At 68.3% G+C, this 18,682-nt stretch carries 15 protein-coding genes; all 15 read left to right on the top strand.

Annotation, left to right across the window (positions count from 1 at the left end):
* The 15 genes from N536_RS0118390 (at position 1) to N536_RS0118320 (ending at position 18,654) form a co-directional block, all read left to right on the top strand.
* Positions 1–3,417 carry a pyruvate carboxylase gene (locus N536_RS0118390; protein ID WP_029114943.1) on the top strand — a complete coding sequence of 1,139 codons (3,417 nt, stop codon included), beginning with the start codon at positions 1–3 and terminating at the stop codon, positions 3,415–3,417.
* Positions 3,414–4,004 (top strand): 16S rRNA (guanine(966)-N(2))-methyltransferase RsmD, encoded by a 591-nt coding sequence (rsmD, locus tag N536_RS38850; RefSeq protein WP_051574610.1) that lies wholly within the window; start codon positions 3,414–3,416, stop codon positions 4,002–4,004. Before N536_RS0118390 ends, rsmD begins: the two co-directional genes overlap by 4 nt.
* A 30-nt stretch (positions 4,005–4,034) precedes the next feature.
* Positions 4,035–4,511 (top strand): pantetheine-phosphate adenylyltransferase, encoded by a 477-nt coding sequence (gene coaD, locus N536_RS0118380; protein ID WP_029114942.1) that lies wholly within the window; start codon positions 4,035–4,037, stop codon positions 4,509–4,511.
* A 132-nt stretch (positions 4,512–4,643) separates the two neighbouring features.
* Positions 4,644–5,210: a hemerythrin domain-containing protein gene (locus N536_RS0118375; RefSeq protein WP_029114941.1), complete on the top strand. Its 567-nt coding sequence runs from the start codon at positions 4,644–4,646 to the stop codon at positions 5,208–5,210.
* A 137-nt stretch (positions 5,211–5,347) separates the two neighbouring features.
* Positions 5,348–6,085: a cell division protein SepIVA gene (sepIVA, locus tag N536_RS0118370; RefSeq protein WP_029114940.1), complete on the top strand. Its 738-nt coding sequence runs from the start codon at positions 5,348–5,350 to the stop codon at positions 6,083–6,085.
* Between the two features lie 105 nt (positions 6,086–6,190).
* On the top strand, positions 6,191–6,799 hold the full coding sequence (locus N536_RS38845; RefSeq protein WP_051574599.1) for a DUF177 domain-containing protein: 609 nt from the start codon (positions 6,191–6,193) through the stop codon (positions 6,797–6,799).
* Entirely contained in the window at positions 6,796–7,503 is a 708-nt protein-coding gene (gene rnc, locus N536_RS0118360) for a ribonuclease III (protein ID WP_029114939.1), read from the top strand. The genes N536_RS38845 and rnc overlap by 4 nt, the downstream gene beginning before the upstream one ends.
* Positions 7,496–8,344, top strand: coding sequence for a bifunctional DNA-formamidopyrimidine glycosylase/DNA-(apurinic or apyrimidinic site) lyase (mutM, locus tag N536_RS0118355; protein ID WP_029114938.1), 849 nt, complete (start codon positions 7,496–7,498; stop codon positions 8,342–8,344). The genes rnc and mutM overlap by 8 nt, the downstream gene beginning before the upstream one ends.
* Before the next feature lie 81 nt (positions 8,345–8,425).
* Positions 8,426–8,875 carry an OsmC family protein gene (locus tag N536_RS0118350; RefSeq protein ID WP_029114937.1) on the top strand — a complete coding sequence of 150 codons (450 nt, stop codon included), beginning with the start codon at positions 8,426–8,428 and terminating at the stop codon, positions 8,873–8,875.
* Positions 8,862–9,155: an acylphosphatase gene (locus N536_RS0118345; RefSeq protein ID WP_029114936.1), complete on the top strand. Its 294-nt coding sequence runs from the start codon at positions 8,862–8,864 to the stop codon at positions 9,153–9,155. Before N536_RS0118350 ends, N536_RS0118345 begins: the two co-directional genes overlap by 14 nt.
* 27 nt (positions 9,156–9,182) lie before the next feature.
* Positions 9,183–12,800: a chromosome segregation protein SMC gene (smc, locus tag N536_RS0118340; RefSeq protein WP_029114935.1), complete on the top strand. Its 3,618-nt coding sequence runs from the start codon at positions 9,183–9,185 to the stop codon at positions 12,798–12,800.
* A 65-nt stretch (positions 12,801–12,865) separates the two neighbouring features.
* Complete coding sequence (ftsY, locus tag N536_RS0118335; protein ID WP_029114934.1) at positions 12,866–14,164, top strand: signal recognition particle-docking protein FtsY; 1,299 nt, start codon at positions 12,866–12,868, stop codon at positions 14,162–14,164.
* Positions 14,165–14,350: 186 nt separating this feature from the next.
* On the top strand, positions 14,351–15,727 hold the full coding sequence (locus N536_RS0118330; RefSeq protein WP_029114933.1) for an ammonium transporter: 1,377 nt from the start codon (positions 14,351–14,353) through the stop codon (positions 15,725–15,727).
* A 6-nt stretch (positions 15,728–15,733) separates the two neighbouring features.
* Positions 15,734–16,072 carry a P-II family nitrogen regulator gene (locus N536_RS0118325; protein WP_029114932.1) on the top strand — a complete coding sequence of 113 codons (339 nt, stop codon included), beginning with the start codon at positions 15,734–15,736 and terminating at the stop codon, positions 16,070–16,072.
* An 86-nt stretch (positions 16,073–16,158) separates the two neighbouring features.
* Positions 16,159–18,654 (top strand): [protein-PII] uridylyltransferase, encoded by a 2,496-nt coding sequence (locus tag N536_RS0118320; protein ID WP_029114931.1) that lies wholly within the window; start codon positions 16,159–16,161, stop codon positions 18,652–18,654.
* Positions 18,655–18,682: the final 28 nt, after the last annotated feature.

The following is an 18,682-nucleotide window of genomic DNA, read 5'->3' as shown; positions in this document are numbered from 1 at the left end:
GTGCTCTCCAAACTCCTGGTAGCGAACCGTGGTGAGATCGCCATCCGCGCATTTCGCGCCGCATTCGAGATGGGCATCGCCACGGTTGCGGTGTATCCCTATGAAGACCGCAATTCGTCGCACCGCCTGAAGGCCGACGAGTCCTACCAGATCGGTGACACCGGCCACCCGGTCCGCGCCTATCTGTCGGTGGACGAGATCATCCGCGTCGCCAAGCACGCCGGAGCGGACGCCGTCTATCCCGGTTACGGCTTCCTGTCGGAGAACCCGGAGCTGGCCGCGGCGTGCGCCGAGGCCGGCATCACGTTCGTCGGTCCGAGCGCGAAGGTCCTTGAGCTGACCGGCAACAAGGCGCGCGCGGTTGCCGCAGCCCGCGAGGCGGGCCTGCCCGTGCTGAACTCGTCGGCGCCGTCGGCGTCGGTGGACGAACTCGTCGCGGCCGCAGCCGACATGCAGTTCCCCCTGTTCGTCAAGGCTGTGTCCGGCGGCGGCGGGCGCGGCATGCGCCGGGTGTCCGACCCCGATTCGCTTGCCGAGTCGATCGAGGCCGCCAGCCGGGAGGCGGAGTCGGCGTTCGGAGACCCGACCGTCTATCTCGAACAGGCGGTGGTGAACCCGCGCCACATCGAGGTGCAGATCCTGGCCGACGCCCAAGGCCACGTCATCCATCTGTTCGAGCGGGACTGCAGTGTGCAGCGCCGCCACCAGAAGGTGATCGAACTCGCGCCGGCACCCAACCTGCCCGCCGAATTGCGTGACCGGATCTGCGCGGACGCAGTCGCCTTCGCCAGGCAGATCAACTACACGTGTGCCGGTACCGTCGAATTCCTGCTCGACGAGCGCGGTCACCACGTGTTCATCGAGATGAACCCGCGCATCCAGGTCGAGCACACCGTGACCGAGGAGATCACCGACGTCGACCTGGTGGCCAGCCAGCTGCGCATCGCGGCGGGGGAGACACTGGCGGACCTCGGGCTCAGCCAGGACGCACTGCAGGTGCGCGGCGCGGCCATGCAGTGCCGCATCACCACCGAGGACCCGGCCAACGGCTTCCGGCCCGACAGCGGTCGGATCACCGGCTACCGCTCCCCGGGTGGCGCAGGAGTCCGCCTCGACGGTGGCACCCACCTGGGCGCCGAGGTCGGCGCGCACTTCGACTCCATGCTGGTGAAGCTGACGTGCCGCGGGCGCGACTTCTCCACGGCCGTCACACGCGCGCGCCGCGGTTTGGCGGAGTTCCGCGTCCGTGGCGTGTCGACGAACATCCCTTTCCTGCAGGCCGTGGTCGACGATCCCGACTTCCGCGCGGGCCACGTGACGACGTCGTTCATCGACGAGCGTCCGCATCTGCTCACCGCGCACACTTCCGCCGACCGTGGGACGAAGATCCTCAACTACCTCGCCGAGGTCACCGTCAACACGCCCTACGGGGGCAGCCAGCGGGTGTACCCGCAGGACAAACTTCCCGACGTCGACGTCGAGACCACTCCACCGCCGGGAAGCAAGCAGCGCCTGGTGGAGCTCGGACCCGAGGGCTTCGCGGCGTGGCTGCGGGACTCGCCCGCGGTGGGCGTCACTGATACCACGTTCCGCGACGCGCACCAGTCGCTGCTCGCCACGCGGGTGCGCACCACCGGCCTCGCGCTGATCGCACCGTACATCGCACGGATGACACCCGAGCTGCTGTCGATCGAGTGCTGGGGTGGGGCGACTTACGATGTGGCCCTTAGGTTCCTGAAGGAAGACCCGTGGGAGCGGCTGGCCGCGCTGCGCGAGGCCGTACCCAACATCTGCCTGCAGATGCTGCTGCGTGGCCGCAACACCGTCGGCTACACGCCCTACCCAGAGGTGGTGACGTCGGCGTTCGTCGAGGAGGCCACCGCGACGGGCATCGACATCTACCGCATCTTCGACGCACTGAACAACGTCGAATCGATGCGGCCCGCGATCGATGCGGTGCGCGAAACCGGTTCTGCCGTCGCCGAAGTCGCGATGAGCTACACGGGCGACCTGTCCGACCCCGCGGAGACGCTCTACACGCTGGACTACTACCTCAAGCTCGCCGAGCAGATCGTCGAGGCAGGCGCCCACGTGCTCGCGATCAAGGACATGGCCGGGCTGCTGCGACCGCCCGCGGCGGCCACGTTGGTCAGTGCGTTGCGCAGCCGGTTCGACCTTCCCGTGCACGTGCACACCCATGACACCCCCGGCGGTCAGCTGGCCACCTACACCGCCGCCTGGCACGCCGGTGCCAGCGCCGTCGACGGTGCTGCCGCCCCGCTGGCCGGTACGACCAGCCAGCCGGCGTTGAGCTCCATCGTCGCCGCGGCCGCACACACCAGGTACGACACCGGTTTGTCGCTGAGTGCGGTCTGTGACCTCGAGCCGTACTGGGAGGCGCTGCGAAAGGTGTACCGGCCCTTCGAATCCGGGCTTCCCTCGCCGACGGGCAGGGTCTACTCCCACGAGATCCCCGGCGGTCAGTTGTCGAACCTGCGGCAGCAGGCCATCGCGCTGGGCTTGGGGGACCGGTTCGAGCAGATCGAGGAGGCCTACACCGCGGCCGACCGCGTACTCGGTCACCTGGTGAAGGTCACGCCGTCGTCGAAGGTCGTCGGTGACCTCGCGCTCGCCCTCGTCGGCGCGGGTGCCACTGCCGACGAATTCGCCGCCGACCCGGCACGTTTCGACATCCCCGACTCCGTAATCGGTTTCCTGCGGGGCGAACTCGGTGACCCGCCGGGTGGGTGGCCCGAACCGCTGCGCACGAAGGCGCTGGCGGGACGCGCACCGGCGAAGCCGACCCAGGAGCTCACCGCGGAAGACGAAGCGGCGCTGGCAGAGCCGGGCCGCGGCCGGCAGAGCGCACTCAACCGGCTCCTGTTCCCCGGCCCCACCAAGGAGTTCGAGGCGCACCGACAGACGTACGGCGACACGTCGCGGCTGAGCGCCAACCAGTTCTTCTACGGGCTGCGCCACGGCGACGAACATCGCGTCCAACTCGAGCGCGGCGTCGAACTCATCATCGGGTTGGAAGCGATATCCGACCCCGACGAACGTGGCATGCGCACCGTGCTGTGCATCATCAACGGTCAGCTGCGGCCGGTCGTGGTGCGCGACAACAACGTCGCCGCCGACGTCCCCGCCGCGGAGAAGGCCGACCGGACCAACCCCGACCACGTGGCCGCACCGTTCGCCGGCGTCGTCACCGTCAACGTGTCGGCCGGCGACGAGGTGGCCGCGGGCCAGACCATCGCCACCATCGAGGCGATGAAGATGGAGGCGGCGATCACCGCGCCGAAGGCGGGCACCGTCGAGCGGGTGGCGGTGTCGGCCACCGCGCAGGTCGAGGGTGGGGACCTGCTGGTGGTCGTCGGTCCGGCGGGCAGGAGCGAAGCGACCGGGGAATCAATCTGACCCGGATCATCGGCGGCGAGTTCGGCGGACGCCGAATCACGGTGCCGCAGAGCCGATCTGGCACGGGCACCCGTCCGACCACCGACCGGGTCCGCGAGTCGCTGTTCAACGTGTTGGCCGCGCGCATGGAGCTGGCCGGGGCGACCGTCCTCGATCTCTATGCGGGATCGGGTGCGCTCGGCATCGAGGCGCTGTCGCGCGGTGCCGCATCCGTGTTGTTCGTCGAGTCTGACCGCCGCGCTGCCGCGGTCATCACGAAGAACCTCGCCGCGTTGGGCATCACGGCTGCCACGGTGCGGTCGGCGAACGTCGCCGCGGTGCTGGCCGGCGGCACCAACAGGCCCGCCGATCTGGTGTTCGCCGACCCGCCGTACGAGCTGCCCGCCCCTGACGTCGAGGCCGTGTTCGCGGCGCTCGCCGAGCGTGGCTGGGTGACGTCCGGCGCCGTCGCGGTCGTGGAGCGCGCTACGTCCGGTCCCGAGTTGACCTGGCCGGCGGGTTGGACGCCGCTGCAGCAGCGCCGCTACGGCGACACCCGGCTCGAGTTCGGCTCCTTCGGCGCGCTGAGTGCCGGCGAGCGCGCGTAAGCGCACCGACGTCGCGTAGCCTGCTCCACCATGAGCGGCGCCGTATGCCCCGGATCGTTCGACCCGGTGACCCTTGGTCACATCGACGTCTTCGAGCGTGCGGCAGCGCAGTTCGACGAGGTCGTGGTGGCCGTTCTGGTCAATCCGAGCAAGAAGGGGATGTTCGCCGCCGACGAGCGCATCGCGATGATCGAGGAATCGTGCGAGCACCTGCCGAATCTCCGCGTCGAATCCGGCTCGGGCCTGGTGGTGGACTTCGTCAAGTCCCGCGGTTTGACGGCGATCGTCAAGGGCCTGCGCACCGGCACCGACTTCGAGTACGAGCTGCAGATGGCGCAGATGAACAAGCACGTCGCCGGTGTCGACACGTTCTTCGTCGCGACGACGCCGCGATACTCCTTCGTGTCGTCCTCGCTGGCCAAGGAGGTGGCCGCGCTCGGTGGCGACGTCTCCGAACTGCTGCCCGAGCCGGTCAATCGGCGGCTCGCGGCCAAGCTCGACACCTGAGTCAGGCGGGGCGCGCCACGCCGAACGGCAGATCGGAGCCGTTTGTCCCCGGGCGTGACGGGTACGTAAAAGTCAGGCGCCAGCCCAGAGCGCCATTTTTCGTAGACAACCCGTTCGACGGAGGCCATTGCCGTGAATCAGACATTCGTACAGTCGACCGACGACGTCGTGCGCTTCCTCAAGGATCAGCACAACCTGATCAAGGACATGTTCGACGACGTTCTGAGTGCATCCGAGTCGAAAGCCCGCGAGAAGGCGTTCGTCGACCTTCGGACATTGCTGGCCGTGCACGAGACGGCCGAGGAAATGGTGGTGCATCCCACCGCACGCCGTGAAGTGGCCGAAGGCGACGAGATCGTCGAGGCCCGCTTGAAGGAGGAGCACGAGGCCAAGGAGATGCTGTCCAAGCTCGAGAGCATGGACATCGACTCCAAGGAGTTCATCACCGAGCTCACCAAGTTCCGCGATGCCGTGATCGATCACGCGGAACACGAGGAGCACGAGGAGTTCGACAAGCTGCAGCGCAAGCTCGACAAGGACGACTTGGGAAGACTGGCCAAGGCCGTGCAGGCCGCCGAGGCCATCGCCCCGACCCGTCCGCACGCCGGTGTGGAGTCCGCCAAGGCCAACTTCGCCGTCGGGCCCTTCGCATCGATGCTCGACCGGGCCCGCGACCTGATCGGCGCGGCACTCCGGTAGGCCTCGCGGGGACCGCACGGCCGGGGGCCCTGTTAGCTGACTTTGCGACACGCGCGACACACCGGCCCAGGAAACCGAGTCACAGGCGTAACACCAGGCACACTAGTAACCATCAACTAGTCCTGGAGGATTCTGCCGTGTACCGAGTATTCGAAGCGCTCGACGAGCTCGGCGCGATCGTGGAAGAGGCCCGTGGCGTCCCGATGACGGCAGGCTGCATGGTGCCGCGCGGTGACGTCCTCGAGCTGCTGGACGACATCAAGGACGCCATTCCCGGTGAACTCGACGACGCCCAGGACGTGCTCGACGCCCGCGACGCGATGCTGCGCGAGGCCAAGGAGCACGCCGACTCGATGGTCGGGACGGCCACGGCCGAGGCCGATTCGCTGATCAACCACTCCCGCGGCGAGGCCGACCGCCTGCTCTCCGATGCGAAGGGCCAGGCCGACCGGATGGTCGCCGAGGCACGTCAGCACAGCGAGCGGATGGTCGCCGAGGCGCGCGAGGAGGCCGGCCGCATCCTCAGTACCGCGAAGCGCGAGTACGAGGCCAGCACCGGGCGGGCGAAGGCCGAGGCCGATCGCCTCATCGAGAACGGCAACCTGTCCTACGAGAAGGCCGTTCAGGAGGGCATCAAGGAGCAACAGCGCCTGGTGTCCCAGACCGAGATCGTCCAGACCGCGACGTCGGAGGCCACCCGTCTCGTCGATGCCGCCCACGCCGAGGCCGATCGCCTGCGCGGCGAATGCGACATCTACGTGGACAGCAAGCTCGCGGAGTTCGAGGACTACCTGAACGGAACCCTGCGTTCGGTCGGCCGCGGCCGCCATCAGCTGCGTACGGCAGCGGGCACCCACGACTACGCCCAACGTTGACGCGCAACGTTGAGGCCCAACGTTGACATCGCAACGTTGACACCCCAACGCTGACCTCGGCAGAGCGGTCCTGCGCTTGCCGAGCGCGGCCGTAGGATTGCCGCCATGGCAGCGAAGTCGGAGCATCGGAAGCACCGCGGCGTACGCTCGCCGTTCGAGATCGACGTCTCCGGGGTCGGCCGCAGGCCGGGCTCGATGGTCGAACTCCACGAGACGGTGACCGCGCCGACGCGCATCGGCATCGAGTTGGTCGGCATCGCCGAGGGTGCACCGGTCGAGCTCGACCTGCGCCTCGAGTCGGTGTCGGAGGGCATCCTCGTCACGGGGACCGTCACGGCGCCCACCACCGGCGAATGCGCACGCTGCCTCACTCCCATCACCGGTGACGTGGAACTCGACATCACCGAGCTGTTCGCCTATCCGGACAGCGCCACGGAAGCCACCACCGAGGCCGACGAGGTGGGTCACGTCATCGACGACACCATCGACCTCGAGCAGCAGATCGTCGACGCGATCGGTCTCATGCTGCCGTTCTCCCCGGTGTGCTCCGAGGACTGTGCGGGCCTCTGCCAGCATTGCGGCGTGCGGCTGGCCGACGCCGAACCCGGTCACCAGCACGAGGTGATCGACCCGCGCTGGGCCAAGCTGGCCACCATGATTTCCCCCGAGCCGGACAGCGAGGAGTCGCCCGGGAAGTCCGGAGGGACTGCGTGACGGACGACCGGACGCCACTGCTCGAGGCACTGGGCGTGCAGTTGCACGACGAGCTGCTCACCGTGGCACTGACGCACCGCAGCTACGCCTACGAGAACGGCGGCGTGCCCACCAACGAGCGGCTCGAGTTCCTCGGCGACGCCGTGCTCGGACTGGTGATCACGGCCGAGATCTTCACCAAGTATCCGGACCGCACCGAAGGTGAACTGGCCAAGCTCAAGTCCGCCGTCGTCAACACCCAGGCCCTGGCGCAGATCGCCCGCGAGCTCACCGACGACGGCCTCGGCTCGTATCTGCTGCTGGGCCGCGGTGAGCTGGCGAGCGGGGGAGCGCAGAAGGCCAACCTGCTCGCCGACGGGCTGGAGTCGTTGCTCGGCGCGATCTACACCGAGCATGGCCACGAGGTCGCGCGCGACGTCATCATCCGGCTGTTCGCCGAATTGTTGGACACCGCAGCCAATCTGGGCGCTGGGCTGGACTGGAAGACCAGCTTGCAGGAGCTCTCGGCGGCGCGTCGTCTCGGCGTGCCGTCGTACGTCGTCACCTCCACCGGACCCGAGCACGACAAGTTCTTCACCGCTCGCGCCGTGGTGAACGGCGTCGACTACGGATCGGGCGGCGGCCGCACCAAGAAGGAGGCCGAACAGCACGCGGCCGCCACGGCGTACGCCGAGTTGGAAGCGATGCTCGACCCGGATGCCTGAGCTGCCCGAGGTCGAGGTCGTCCGCCGGGGGCTGGACGCGCACGTCACCGGACGCTCGATCACCGGGGTGCGCGTGCACCACCCGCGCGCTGTCCGCAGACACGAAGCCGGCCCCGCCGACCTGACCGGCCGGCTGCTGGAATCCACCATCACCGGCACCGGTCGCCGCGGAAAGTTCCTCTGGTTGACCCTCGACGGCGGTGACGCCCTGGTGGTCCATCTGGGCATGAGTGGGCAGATGCTGCTCGGCAAGATCGAGAAGACCGAGCACCTGCGCATCGCAGCGCTGCTCGACGACGGCACCGAGCTGAGCTTCGTCGACCAGCGCACGTTCGGCGGATGGATGTTGGCCGACCTGGTGACCGTCGACGGCAGCGAGGTGCCCGAGCCGGTCGCCCACATCGCCCGCGATCCGCTCGACCCGCTCTTCGACCGCGATGCGGTGGTGAAGGTGTTGCGCCGCAAGCACTCCGAGATCAAGCGTCAGCTGCTGGACCAGACGGTGGTGTCGGGGATCGGCAACATCTACGCCGACGAGTCCTTGTGGCGGGCCAAGGTCAACGGGGCCCGGCTGGCCGAGACGCTGTCGAAACCCACGCTGGCCTCGATCCTGGACCACGCCGGCGACGTCATGCGTGATGCGCTTGGCCAGGGCGGCACGTCGTTCGACTCGCTGTACGTCAACGTCAACGGCGAATCCGGCTACTTCGACCGCTCGCTGGACGCCTACGGCCGCGAGGGGGAGCCGTGCAAGCGTTGCGGCGCGGTGATGCGGCGGGAGAAGTTCATGAACCGCTCGTCGTTCTACTGCCCGAAATGCCAGCCGCGACCGCGGCGTTGAATCTCTGACAACAGCGATTTGTGCACGCGCAGTTGCGCCCACCGCAACTCAGAGTGCACAAATCGCGAGGAAAGGTGAGGAATGACGGATCTCTGGGTCGAGCGCACCGGCGTGCGCCGCTACACCGGTCGCAGCTCGCGAGGTGCCGAGGTGCTCGTCGGGTCCGAGGACGTCGATGGCGTCTTCACTCCCGGTGAGCTGCTCAAGATCGCACTCGCGGCGTGCAGCGGAATGAGCAGCGATCACCCGCTGCGCAGCCGGCTCGGTGACGACTACCAGGCGACCATCGAGGTCGCCGGGCCCGCCGACCGCGAGCAGGAGCGTTATCCGCTGCTCGAGGAGAAGCTGGTGATCGACCTGGCGGGATTGTCCGAGGCCGAGCGCACGAAGCTGACGACCATCGTCGAGCGGTCCATCGACAAGGTCTGCACGGTGGGACGCACCCTGAAGTCCGGCACCGAGGTCACCTTCGGAATTGTCGATGAGCCGCTTGCGCGAAGAGCATCGGGTACGGATAGTGTCCGATCCTGACCCCGATCCTGACGTTCGGCTGACCGCCTGGGTGCACGGTTACGTCCAGGGCGTCGGCTTCAGGTGGTGGACCCGGTCGCGGGCGCTCGAACTGGGGCTGACGGGGTTCGCCGCCAACAAACCGGACGGCCGCGTGCACGTCGTCGCACAAGGCCCGCGATCGGCGTGCGAGCGACTGCTTGACCTGCTGCGCAGCGATGAAACGCCAGGGTCGCCCGATACCGTCGTGGCCGACTGGTCCGACGCCGGTGAACCGTTCGTGGGCTTTCGCGAGAGATAGCCCGACGCGGCGGTAGTGTGGCACGTCGTGCACCTCAAGAGCCTGACGCTGAAGGGCTTCAAGTCCTTCGCATCGCCGACGACTCTGCGCTTCGAACCGGGCATCACCTGCGTCGTCGGGCCCAACGGATCGGGCAAGTCCAACGTGGTCGACGCGCTGACCTGGGTGATGGGCGAGCAGGGTGCGAAGACGCTGCGCGGCGGCAAGATGGAGGACGTCATCTTCGCCGGCACGTCGTCGCGCGCGCCGCTGGGCCGCGCCGAGGTGACGCTGACCATCGACAACTCCGACAACGCGCTGCCGATCGAGTACTCCGAGGTGTCCATCACCCGCCGGATGTTCCGCGACGGCGCAGGTGAGTACGAGATCAACGGCAGCAGTTGCCGTTTGATGGACGTGCAGGAGCTGCTGAGCGACTCGGGCATCGGCCGCGAGATGCACGTCATCGTCGGGCAGGGCAAGTTGTCGGAGATCCTCGAATCCCGGCCCGAGGACCGACGCGCGTTCATCGAGGAAGCCGCGGGCGTGCTCAAGCACCGCAAACGCAAGGAAAAGGCCGTCCGCAAGCTCGACGCGATGTCGGCCAACCTCGCACGCTTGTCCGACCTCACCACCGAACTGCGCCGCCAACTCAAGCCGCTGGGCCGTCAGGCCGAGATGGCCAGGCGCGCCCAGACCATCCAGGCCGATCTGCGCGACGCACGACTCCGCCTCGCCGCCGACGACCTGGTCAGGCGGCAGACCGAGTTCGAGAACACCAACCAGGCCGAGACCACGCTGCGCCGCGAGCACGACGAACTCGCCACCCGCCTCGAAGAGGCGAACATCGAACTGACCGCCCACGAGTCCGCCGTGTCGGGGCTCACCGGGCGTGCGGAGTCGGCGCAGCAGACCTGGTTCCGGCTGTCGGCGCTCGCCGAACGCGTCAGCGCGACGGTCCGCATCGCCACCGAGCGGGCGCAGCATCTCGAGGTCGACGCCGACGCGTCGTCGGGACCCGACCCCGAGGCCCTGGAGGCGGAGGCCGACGAGGTCGCGGCGCTCGAGCAGGAGCTGTTCGCCGAACTCGATCACTCACGCGAGCATCTCGAAGCGGCAAGAGCCGAACTCGCTGAACGCGAAAGCATTGCGGCAGAAGCGGAACGGGAACAGCGAGCCGCGGCCCGCGCGGAGGCGGACCGTCGCGAGGGTCTGGCCCGGCTCGCCGGTCAGGTCGACACCATGCGTACCCGTGTCGAATCGATCGACGAAGGCGTCGCGCGGTTGTCGGTGAGCATCGAGGAAGCCGCTGCCCGGGTGGAGGCCACCCGCGCCGAGTTCGAAACCGTCCAGGCGCGCGTAGGCCAACTCGACGCGGGCGAGGTAGGCCTCGACGACCATCACGACCGCAGCGTCACCGCACTGCGGCTTGCCGACGAGCGGGTGGCCGAACTGCAGGCCGGCGAGCGCGGCGCGGAACGCCAGGTGGCCTCGTTGCGGGCACGCATCGACGCGTTGTCGGTGGGTCTGGACCGCAAGGACGGCGCCGCCTGGTTGCAGAAGAACCACGACGGCACTGGCTTTTTCGGCTCCGTCGCCCAACTCGTCCGGGTCAGCCCCGGCTATGAGGTGGCGGTGGCGGCGGTGCTGGGTTCGGCCGCGGACGCACTGGCCGCCGACGGCTTCGGTGCCGCCCGATCGGCGGTCGCCGCCCTCAAGGAGGGCGACGGCGGACGCGCGGCGATCGTGCTCGGTGACTGGCCCGACGACGCGGTTCCGCATCGCGACTCCGGCGCACCGCTGCCCAACGGCGCACGATGGGCCATCGACCTCGTCGACACCCCGGGCCGGCTGCGCGGCGCATTCACGGCGCTGCTAGCCAGTGTGGCGGTCGTCGATCACCTGAACGAAGCGCTCGATCTCGTGGCGGCGCGCCCGCAGCTGCGCGCCGTGACCACCGACGGCGACATCGTTGGCGCGGGATGGGTCAACGGTGGATCCGACCGCAGGCCAAGCACTTTGGAGATCACGTCGGAGATCGAGAAGGCACGTGCCGAGCTCGAATCCTCCGAGCGGCAGGTCCGCGAGCTGTCGGCCGCCCTGTCGGGTGCTCTTGCCGAGCAGTCGGCCCGCCAAGATGCCGCCGAACAGGCGCTGGCCGCCCTGAACGAATCCGACGCCGCGATCTCCTCGATCTACGAGCAGCTGGGTCGGCTCGGGCAGGACGTCCGTGCCGCGGAGGACGACTTGCAGCGACTGATCCAGCAGCGCGAGGAACTCGAGACCGGCCGGGTGCGCACCGTCGAGGAACTGACCGAGCTCGAGACCCGTCTGCACAATGCGCAGCAGGCGCCGACGATGGACGCCGAGCCCGTCGATCGCCAGGAGTGGACGGCCGCCGCGGAGGCCGCGCGTGCCGCGGAGGTGGAGGCGCGGCTCGCGGTTCGAACCGCCGAAGAGCGGGCCAATGCCGTTCGCGGACGGGCGGATTCGCTGCGGCGTGCTGCCGCGGCCGAGCGAGAATCCAGAATGCGTGCGCAGCGTGCCCGTGAGGCCCGCGAGCATGCCGCCGGCGTGGCGGCGGCGGTGGCCGAATCGGGTCGTCTGGTGGCGGCGCGGCTAGCCTCGGCCGTCGCATTGGCCGGGCGCAACCGCGACCAGTTGGCGGCCGAACGTTCGCAGCGCGGGGAGGCGCTCACCACGGCGCGCGCCGAGGTCAACGAACTCACCGCAAGGATCACCGCGCTGACAGATTCGCTGCATCGTGACGAAGTGGCCAAAGCGCAAGCGGCGCTTCGCATCGAGCAGCTCGAGGCTCAGGCGCTCGAGCAGTTCGGCATGGCCACGGCGGACCTCATCGCCGAGTACGGCCCGGACGTGCCGCTGCCGCCGACCGAGTTGGAGATGGCCGAGTACGAACAGGCCAGGGAGCGCGGAGAGCAGGTGACCGCGCCTGCCCCGATGCCGTTCGACCGGCCCACTCAGGAGCGGCGCGCGAAGAAGGCCGAACGTGAACTCGCCGAACTGGGCCGCGTCAACCCGCTGGCACTGGAGGAGTTCGCCGCGTTGGAGGAGCGCTACAACTTCCTCTCGACCCAACTCGAGGACGTCAAGGGTGCGCGCAAGGACCTGCTCGACGTCATCGCCGACGTCGACGACCGCATCCTGCAGGTGTTCGCCGAGGCCTACGCGGATGTGGAACGTGAGTTCACGCAAGTCTTTTCGACGTTGTTCCCCGGCGGGGAGGGTCGGCTGCTGCTCACCAATCCCGACGACATGCTGACCACCGGCATCGAGGTGGAGGCGCGTCCGCCCGGCAAGAAGATCAAGCGGCTGTCGCTGTTGTCCGGCGGCGAGAAGTCGCTGACGGCGGTGGCGATGCTGGTGGCGATCTTCCGGGCCCGTCCTTCGCCGTTCTACGTCATGGACGAGGTCGAAGCGGCGCTCGACGACGTCAACCTGCGGCGGCTGATCAGCCTGTTCGAACAGCTGCGCGAGGTTTCGCAGCTGATCGTCATCACGCACCAGAAGCCGACCATGGAGATCGCCGACGCGCTGTACGGCGTGACCATGCGCGACGACGGCATCACCACGGTGATCTCGCAGCGCATGCGGGGGCAGGAACTCGTTACCGCGGCGGGCAGGAGCGAAGCGACCGGGGCATAGGTCGAGCCACCTGAGTCGCGACGGCGCGATTTCACGCCTGTCTCCCTCCCTGAGACAATGTCGCGGTGTCGCAAGGATTGTGGATCGCGCTTGCGGTCGTAGCCGTATTGGTCGTCGTCGCGCTGGTCGTTGGCCTGGTGCGCTACCGGCGTCGCCGGGTCAGCCTGTCGAAGCCCGACGGCGCCACGCCGGTGGATCGGTCGGGCGGCTATGCGGCGTCCTCCGGCATCACGTTCACCCAATCGACGGCAACGGCTGAGCCCGTCGCACCGCCCGCGCCGCCGCCGCCCGCGGAGCGGCTGGACACCAGCGGTCTGCCTGCGGTCGGGGATGACGCGACCATCCCGCGCGACGCACCCAAGCGGACGATCTCCGACGTCCGGCTACCCGAGCCGCCGGTAACGGCCCCGCCCGAGCCCGCCGAACCGGCGCTCGACACCATCGCACCGGCCGACGGCAGGCTGGAGCGCCTGCGCGGCAGGCTCGCCAAGTCGCAGAACACCCTCGGGCGCAGCATGCTGGGCCTGCTCGGCGGCGGAGACCTCGACGAGGAGTCGTGGGAGTCGATCGAGGACACCCTGCTGATCGCGGACCTCGGTCCCGTCGTCACCTCGTCGGTCGTCGCCGCGCTGCGGTCCGAGATGGCCAGCAGCAACGTGCGCACCGACGCCGAGGCCCGCGCCGTGTTGCGTCGCGTGCTGATCTCCGAGCTCCAGCCCGACCTGGACCGCACGATCAAGGCGCTGCCACATCGGGACAAGCCGTCGGTGCTGCTGGTGGTCGGCGTGAACGGAACCGGCAAGACCACCACCGTCGGCAAGCTCGCCCGCGTGCTCGTCGCCGACGGCCGTCGCGTCGTGCTCGGAGCTGCGGACACCTTCCGCGCCGCCGCTGCCGACCAGTTGCAGAGCTGGGCGTCGCGGGTAGGGGCAGAGGTGGTGCGTGGCGCCGAGGGCGCTGACCCGGCGTCGGTCGCGTTCGACGCGGTCGACCGCGGCATCGACACCGGGGCCGACGTCGTGGTCATCGACACCGCGGGCCGGCTGCACACCAAGACCGGCTTGATGGACGAACTCGGCAAGGTCAAGCGCGTCGTGACCAAACGCGCGGTGGTCGACGAGGTTCTGCTCGTGTTGGACGCGACGATCGGTCAGAACGGCCTGCCCCAGGCCAGGGTGTTCGCCGAAGTCGTCGACATCACCGGCGTGGTGCTGACCAAGCTCGACGGCACCGCGAAGGGTGGAATCGTGTTTCGGGTTCAGCAGGAGCTCGGCGTGCCGGTCAAGTTGGTGGGGCTCGGCGAGGGCCCCGACGACCTGGCGCCGTTCGAGCCCGCCGCGTTCGTCGACGCGTTGCTTGGCTGACGCCCGCAGAGCAAAGAAACGCTGGAAGGCACCCCGACAAGGGGGTTAACACCAGCGAAACGCGATCGGCCGATCCGTTCACATGAGCGAAACACGGACGCGTCATACGCGAAACAACCACTGCGCATTGTCTCTGCCTAGGTCAACGGTGCCTAACCGTGGCATGGGCGAAGGAGGAAGTGGCGAGTGGATGGATTCCCGATCCTGGGTGCGCCGGATACCGGTGACACCGCATGGATGCTGGCTAGCGCCGCACTAGTGCTGTTGATGACGCCGGGTTTGGCGTTCTTCTACGGCGGCATGGTTCGCGCCAAGGGCGTGCTCAACATGATCATGATGAGCTTCAGCGCGATTGGCGTGGTCACGGTGTTGTGGGTGCTGTACGGCTACTCGCTCGCCTTCGGCAATGACGTGAGCAATCTGTTCGGCAACCCGACGCAGTACTGGGGGCTGAAGGGCCTGATCGGTGGCAACGCGGCTGCGGAGGTCGTCGCAGACCCATCCGCGGGCGTCGATGCGGCCGCGGCCGTCAACATCCCGCTCGTCTTCACGTTCCCCGCCACCGTCTTCGTGGCCTTCCAGCTGATGTTCGCGATCATCACCGTGGCACTGATCTCCGGTGCCGTCGCCGACCGCATGAAGTTCGGCGGCTGGCTGCTGTTCGCGGGCCTGTGGTCGACGTTCGTCTACTTCCCGATTGCGCACTGGGTCTTCGCGTTCGACGGGGCCACCGGTGAGACCGGTGGCTGGATCGCGAACAAGCTCAAGGCGATCGACTTCGCCGGTGGAACCGCGGTGCACATCAATGCCGGTACCGCCGGCTTGGTTCTGGCCATCATCCTCGGCAAGCGCATCGGTTGGCCGGGTTCGCCCATGCGGCCGCACAACCTTCCGTTCGTGATGTTGGGCGCCGGGCTGCTGTGGTTCGGCTGGTACGGCTTCAACGCCGGTTCGGCCACCTCCTCCAACGGCACCGCCGGCTCGACGTTCGTCACGACGACGGTGGCCACGGCCGCCGCCATGTTGGCCTGGCTGCTCACGGAACGCATTCGGGACGGCAAGGCCACCTCGCTGGGTGCTGCCTCGGGCATCGTCGCCGGACTGGTCGCCATCACGCCGTCCTGCGGTGCTGTCAACGTGATCGGCGCGCTGGTGATCGGCGTCGTTGCGGGTGTGGCATGCGCGCTCGCCGTCGGCTTGAAATACAAGCTGGGATATGACGATTCGCTCGACGTCGTGGGTGTGCACCTCGTCGGTGGTCTCATCGGCACGCTGATGATCGGCCTCGTCGCGGCACCCGAGACCTACAACGGCGTTGCCGGTCTCTTCTACGGCGGCGGCTTCGATCAGCTGTGGCGTCAGGCAGTCGGAGCCGGAGCGGTTCTGCTCTATTCGGCGATCGGTACGACTATCTTGGCCTTGATCGTGAAATACACCGTCGGTCTTCGCATCTCTGACGAGGATGAGTCGTCCGGTATCGACGAAGGCGAACATGCGGAAACCGCATACGACTTCGCGACGTCGGGTTCGAGTCTTGGTCGTCACACCGGTGCGGAGGGATAGGGAACCATGAAGCTGATTACTGCGATCGTCAAGCCGTTCACGCTCGAAGACGTCAAGACGGGTCTCGAGCAGACGGGCATCCTGGGGATGACCGTCAGTGAGGTGCAGGGCTACGGACGCCAGAAGGGCCACACCGAGGTGTACCGCGGTGCGGAGTACTCCGTCGACTTCGTGCCCAAGGTGCGGGTCGAGGTCCTTGTGGACGATTCGGCCGTCGACAAGGTGGTCGACGTCATCGTCCAAGCGGCACGGACCGGCAAGATCGGTGACGGCAAGGTGTGGGTCAGTCCCGTTGACACCGTCGTGCGGGTGCGCACCGGTGAGCGGGGGACCGACGCCATCTGATGCATCGGTGAAGTGAGCATCTGAGGCCCGTCTCCCGGCCGTGCAATGAGTGAGAATCAACCCAAAGCCGGGAGGAACCAGACCAGATGGCAAAGCAGACACCAGATCCCGCCGCCGGGGCCTCTCGTTGGGAGGCGCCGGCGGCGGGTTCGTCGCGCCCAGCCAATGATCTGACCAAGGCGGCCGCCCAACTGCTCAACGGTGGCTCCAAGCAGCTCGACTCGGCGGCGCTGCGTGATGCCCTGCTCGACCTGCACGACTTCTGGCTCACCACCAAGGCCACCGAGATCGGCATCACGCCGACAAGTGGGTTCGCCATCGTCGCGACCGGTGGGCTCGGGCGCGGCGAGCTGCTGCCGTACTCCGATCTCGATCTGACCCTGGTGCACGACAACATGCCGCACGACGTCGTCACGCAGGTCGCCGAACTGCTCTGGTACCCGTTGTGGGACGCCAACATTCACCTCGATCACAGCGTGCGGACGGTGCCCGAGGCTCTGCAGGTCGCCGGTGAGGACATCTCGGCGGGACTGGCCATGCTCGACGCCCGCCACATCGCCGGTGACGGCGACCTGTCCGCACTCCTGATCGGCGGAGCGCGCAGGCAGTGGCGCACCGGCATCGCCTCGCGCTTCGAGGAACTCATCGAGCACACCCAGGCGCGGTGGCAGCGCAGCGGGCAGATCGCGCACCGCGCCGAACCCGACCTGAAGAACGGACGGGGTGGACTCCGCGACGTCCAGCTGCTCAATGCGCTGGCCATCGCGCAACTCGCCGACGTGTACCCGAGCCGCTCGCTGGCATCACCAACAGGCACGCTCGGCGACGCACACCTCGCCCTTCTCAACGTGCGTACCGAACTGCACCGGACCTCGGGCAGGGGGCGTGAGATGCTCCAGGCGCAGTACGCCGACGAGATCGGCGCGGCGCTGCGCATCGGTGATCGATTCGACCTGGCGCGCATGCTCAGCGACGCCGCCCGCACCATCAGTTACTACGTCGACGCCGGCGTGCGCACGGCGGCGAACGCGTTGCCCAAGCGCGGTTTCGCCGCGTTGCGCCGTCCGGTCCGCAGGCCGCTGGACGAGGGAGTGATCGAGTTCGGCGGAGAGGTCATCCTGGCCCGCGACGCGCGGCCCGAGCGCGACCCTGGCCTCATCCTGCGCGTCGCGGCGGCGTCGGCCACGACCGGACTGCCGATGGCCGCGTCCACGCTCAGCCGGTTGTCCGAGGCGGCCCCTGAGCTGAGGACGCCGTGGCCCCGGCAGGCCCTCAAGGACCTGCTCGTGATGCTGGCGGCAGGGCCCGCGACGGTGGCGACCATCGAGGCGCTGGACCGGACCGGCTTGTGGGGCAGGCTGTTTCCCGAATGGGGCGCGGTACGCGACCTGCCGCCCCGCGACGTCGTGCACATCTGGACGGTGGACCGCCACCTGGTCGAGACCGTGTCGCGGGCAAGTGCATTCACCACCCGGGTGTCGCGCCCCGATCTGCTGGTACTCGGGGCGCTGGTGCACGACATCGGCAAGGGACGTGGGGGAGACCACAGCGTCATCGGCGCCGACCTGGCCACCCAGATCGGCACCCGGCTCGGTTTGTGGCCGTCGGACATCGAGGTGCTGTCCAAGATCGTGCGCTATCACCTGCTGTTGCCCGACACCGCGACGAGGCGCGATCTGCAGGACCCGAAGACCATCGCAGCCGTTGTCGACGCACTCGGCGGCGACTCGGTGCTGCTGGAGTTGCTGAATGCCCTGGCCGAGGCCGATTCGCTGGCAACCGGACCCGGCGTGTGGGGCGACTGGAAGGCCTCGCTGATCGGCGACCTGGTGCGGCGTTGCCGGCTGGTGATGGCGGGCGAGCCGCTTCCGCATCCCGATCCGATCGAGCCGCACTACGTGGCGCTCGCAGAACAGGGAGGTGTGCACGTCGACCTCACCCCGGCCGATGCGCACATCTACAACGTCACGATGATCGCCCCGGACCGCCGCGGGCTGCTGTCCAAGGCTGCCGGCGTGCTGGCGTTGAACTCACTGCGCGTGCACTCCGCGTCGGTCAACAGCCACGACGGCGTGGCGATCAACACGTTCGTGGTGTCACCGCACTTCGGTGCTCCGCCCGCCGCCGAACTGCTGCGCCAGCAGTTCATCCTCGCGCTCGACGGCGAACTCGACGTGATCGGATCCCTCGAGCGCCGGGACCGGGAAGCGGCCGCGACGAACAGTGCCCGAGCCGGTGAGATCCTCGCCGCGGTACCCGTCAATCAGGCTGCTCCACCGCCGCGCATCCTCTGGTTCGACGGCACCTCGCCAGGGGAGTACGTCCTGCAGATCCGCAGTGCCGACCGCACCGGGCTGTTGGCGCGACTGTCGGCGGTCATCGAGCGCGACGGCCTCGACATCGTCTGGGCGAAGGTCACCACCCTGGGCTCGTCGGTCATCGACGTGTTCGGCATCGTGGTGCCCGCGCTGACCGCGGGCGACGCGGCGGACAGCGCGGCCGCCCGTCAGGAACTCGAGCGCGACATGTACGCGGTGCTGCCCGCGCCGCCGCCGGCCAAGCCGGTGTCTGAAGCCAGCTAAAGGCCAGCTGATCCTCTCCTTCGGGGGA

Origin of the sequence: Mycobacterium sp. URHB0044, assembly GCF_000620625.1 — a bacterium.
GTDB lineage: Bacteria > Actinomycetota > Actinomycetes > Mycobacteriales > Mycobacteriaceae > Mycobacterium.
The sequence above is the reverse complement of the archived record's forward strand: the minus strand, read 5'-3'. Positions and strand labels throughout refer to the sequence as shown.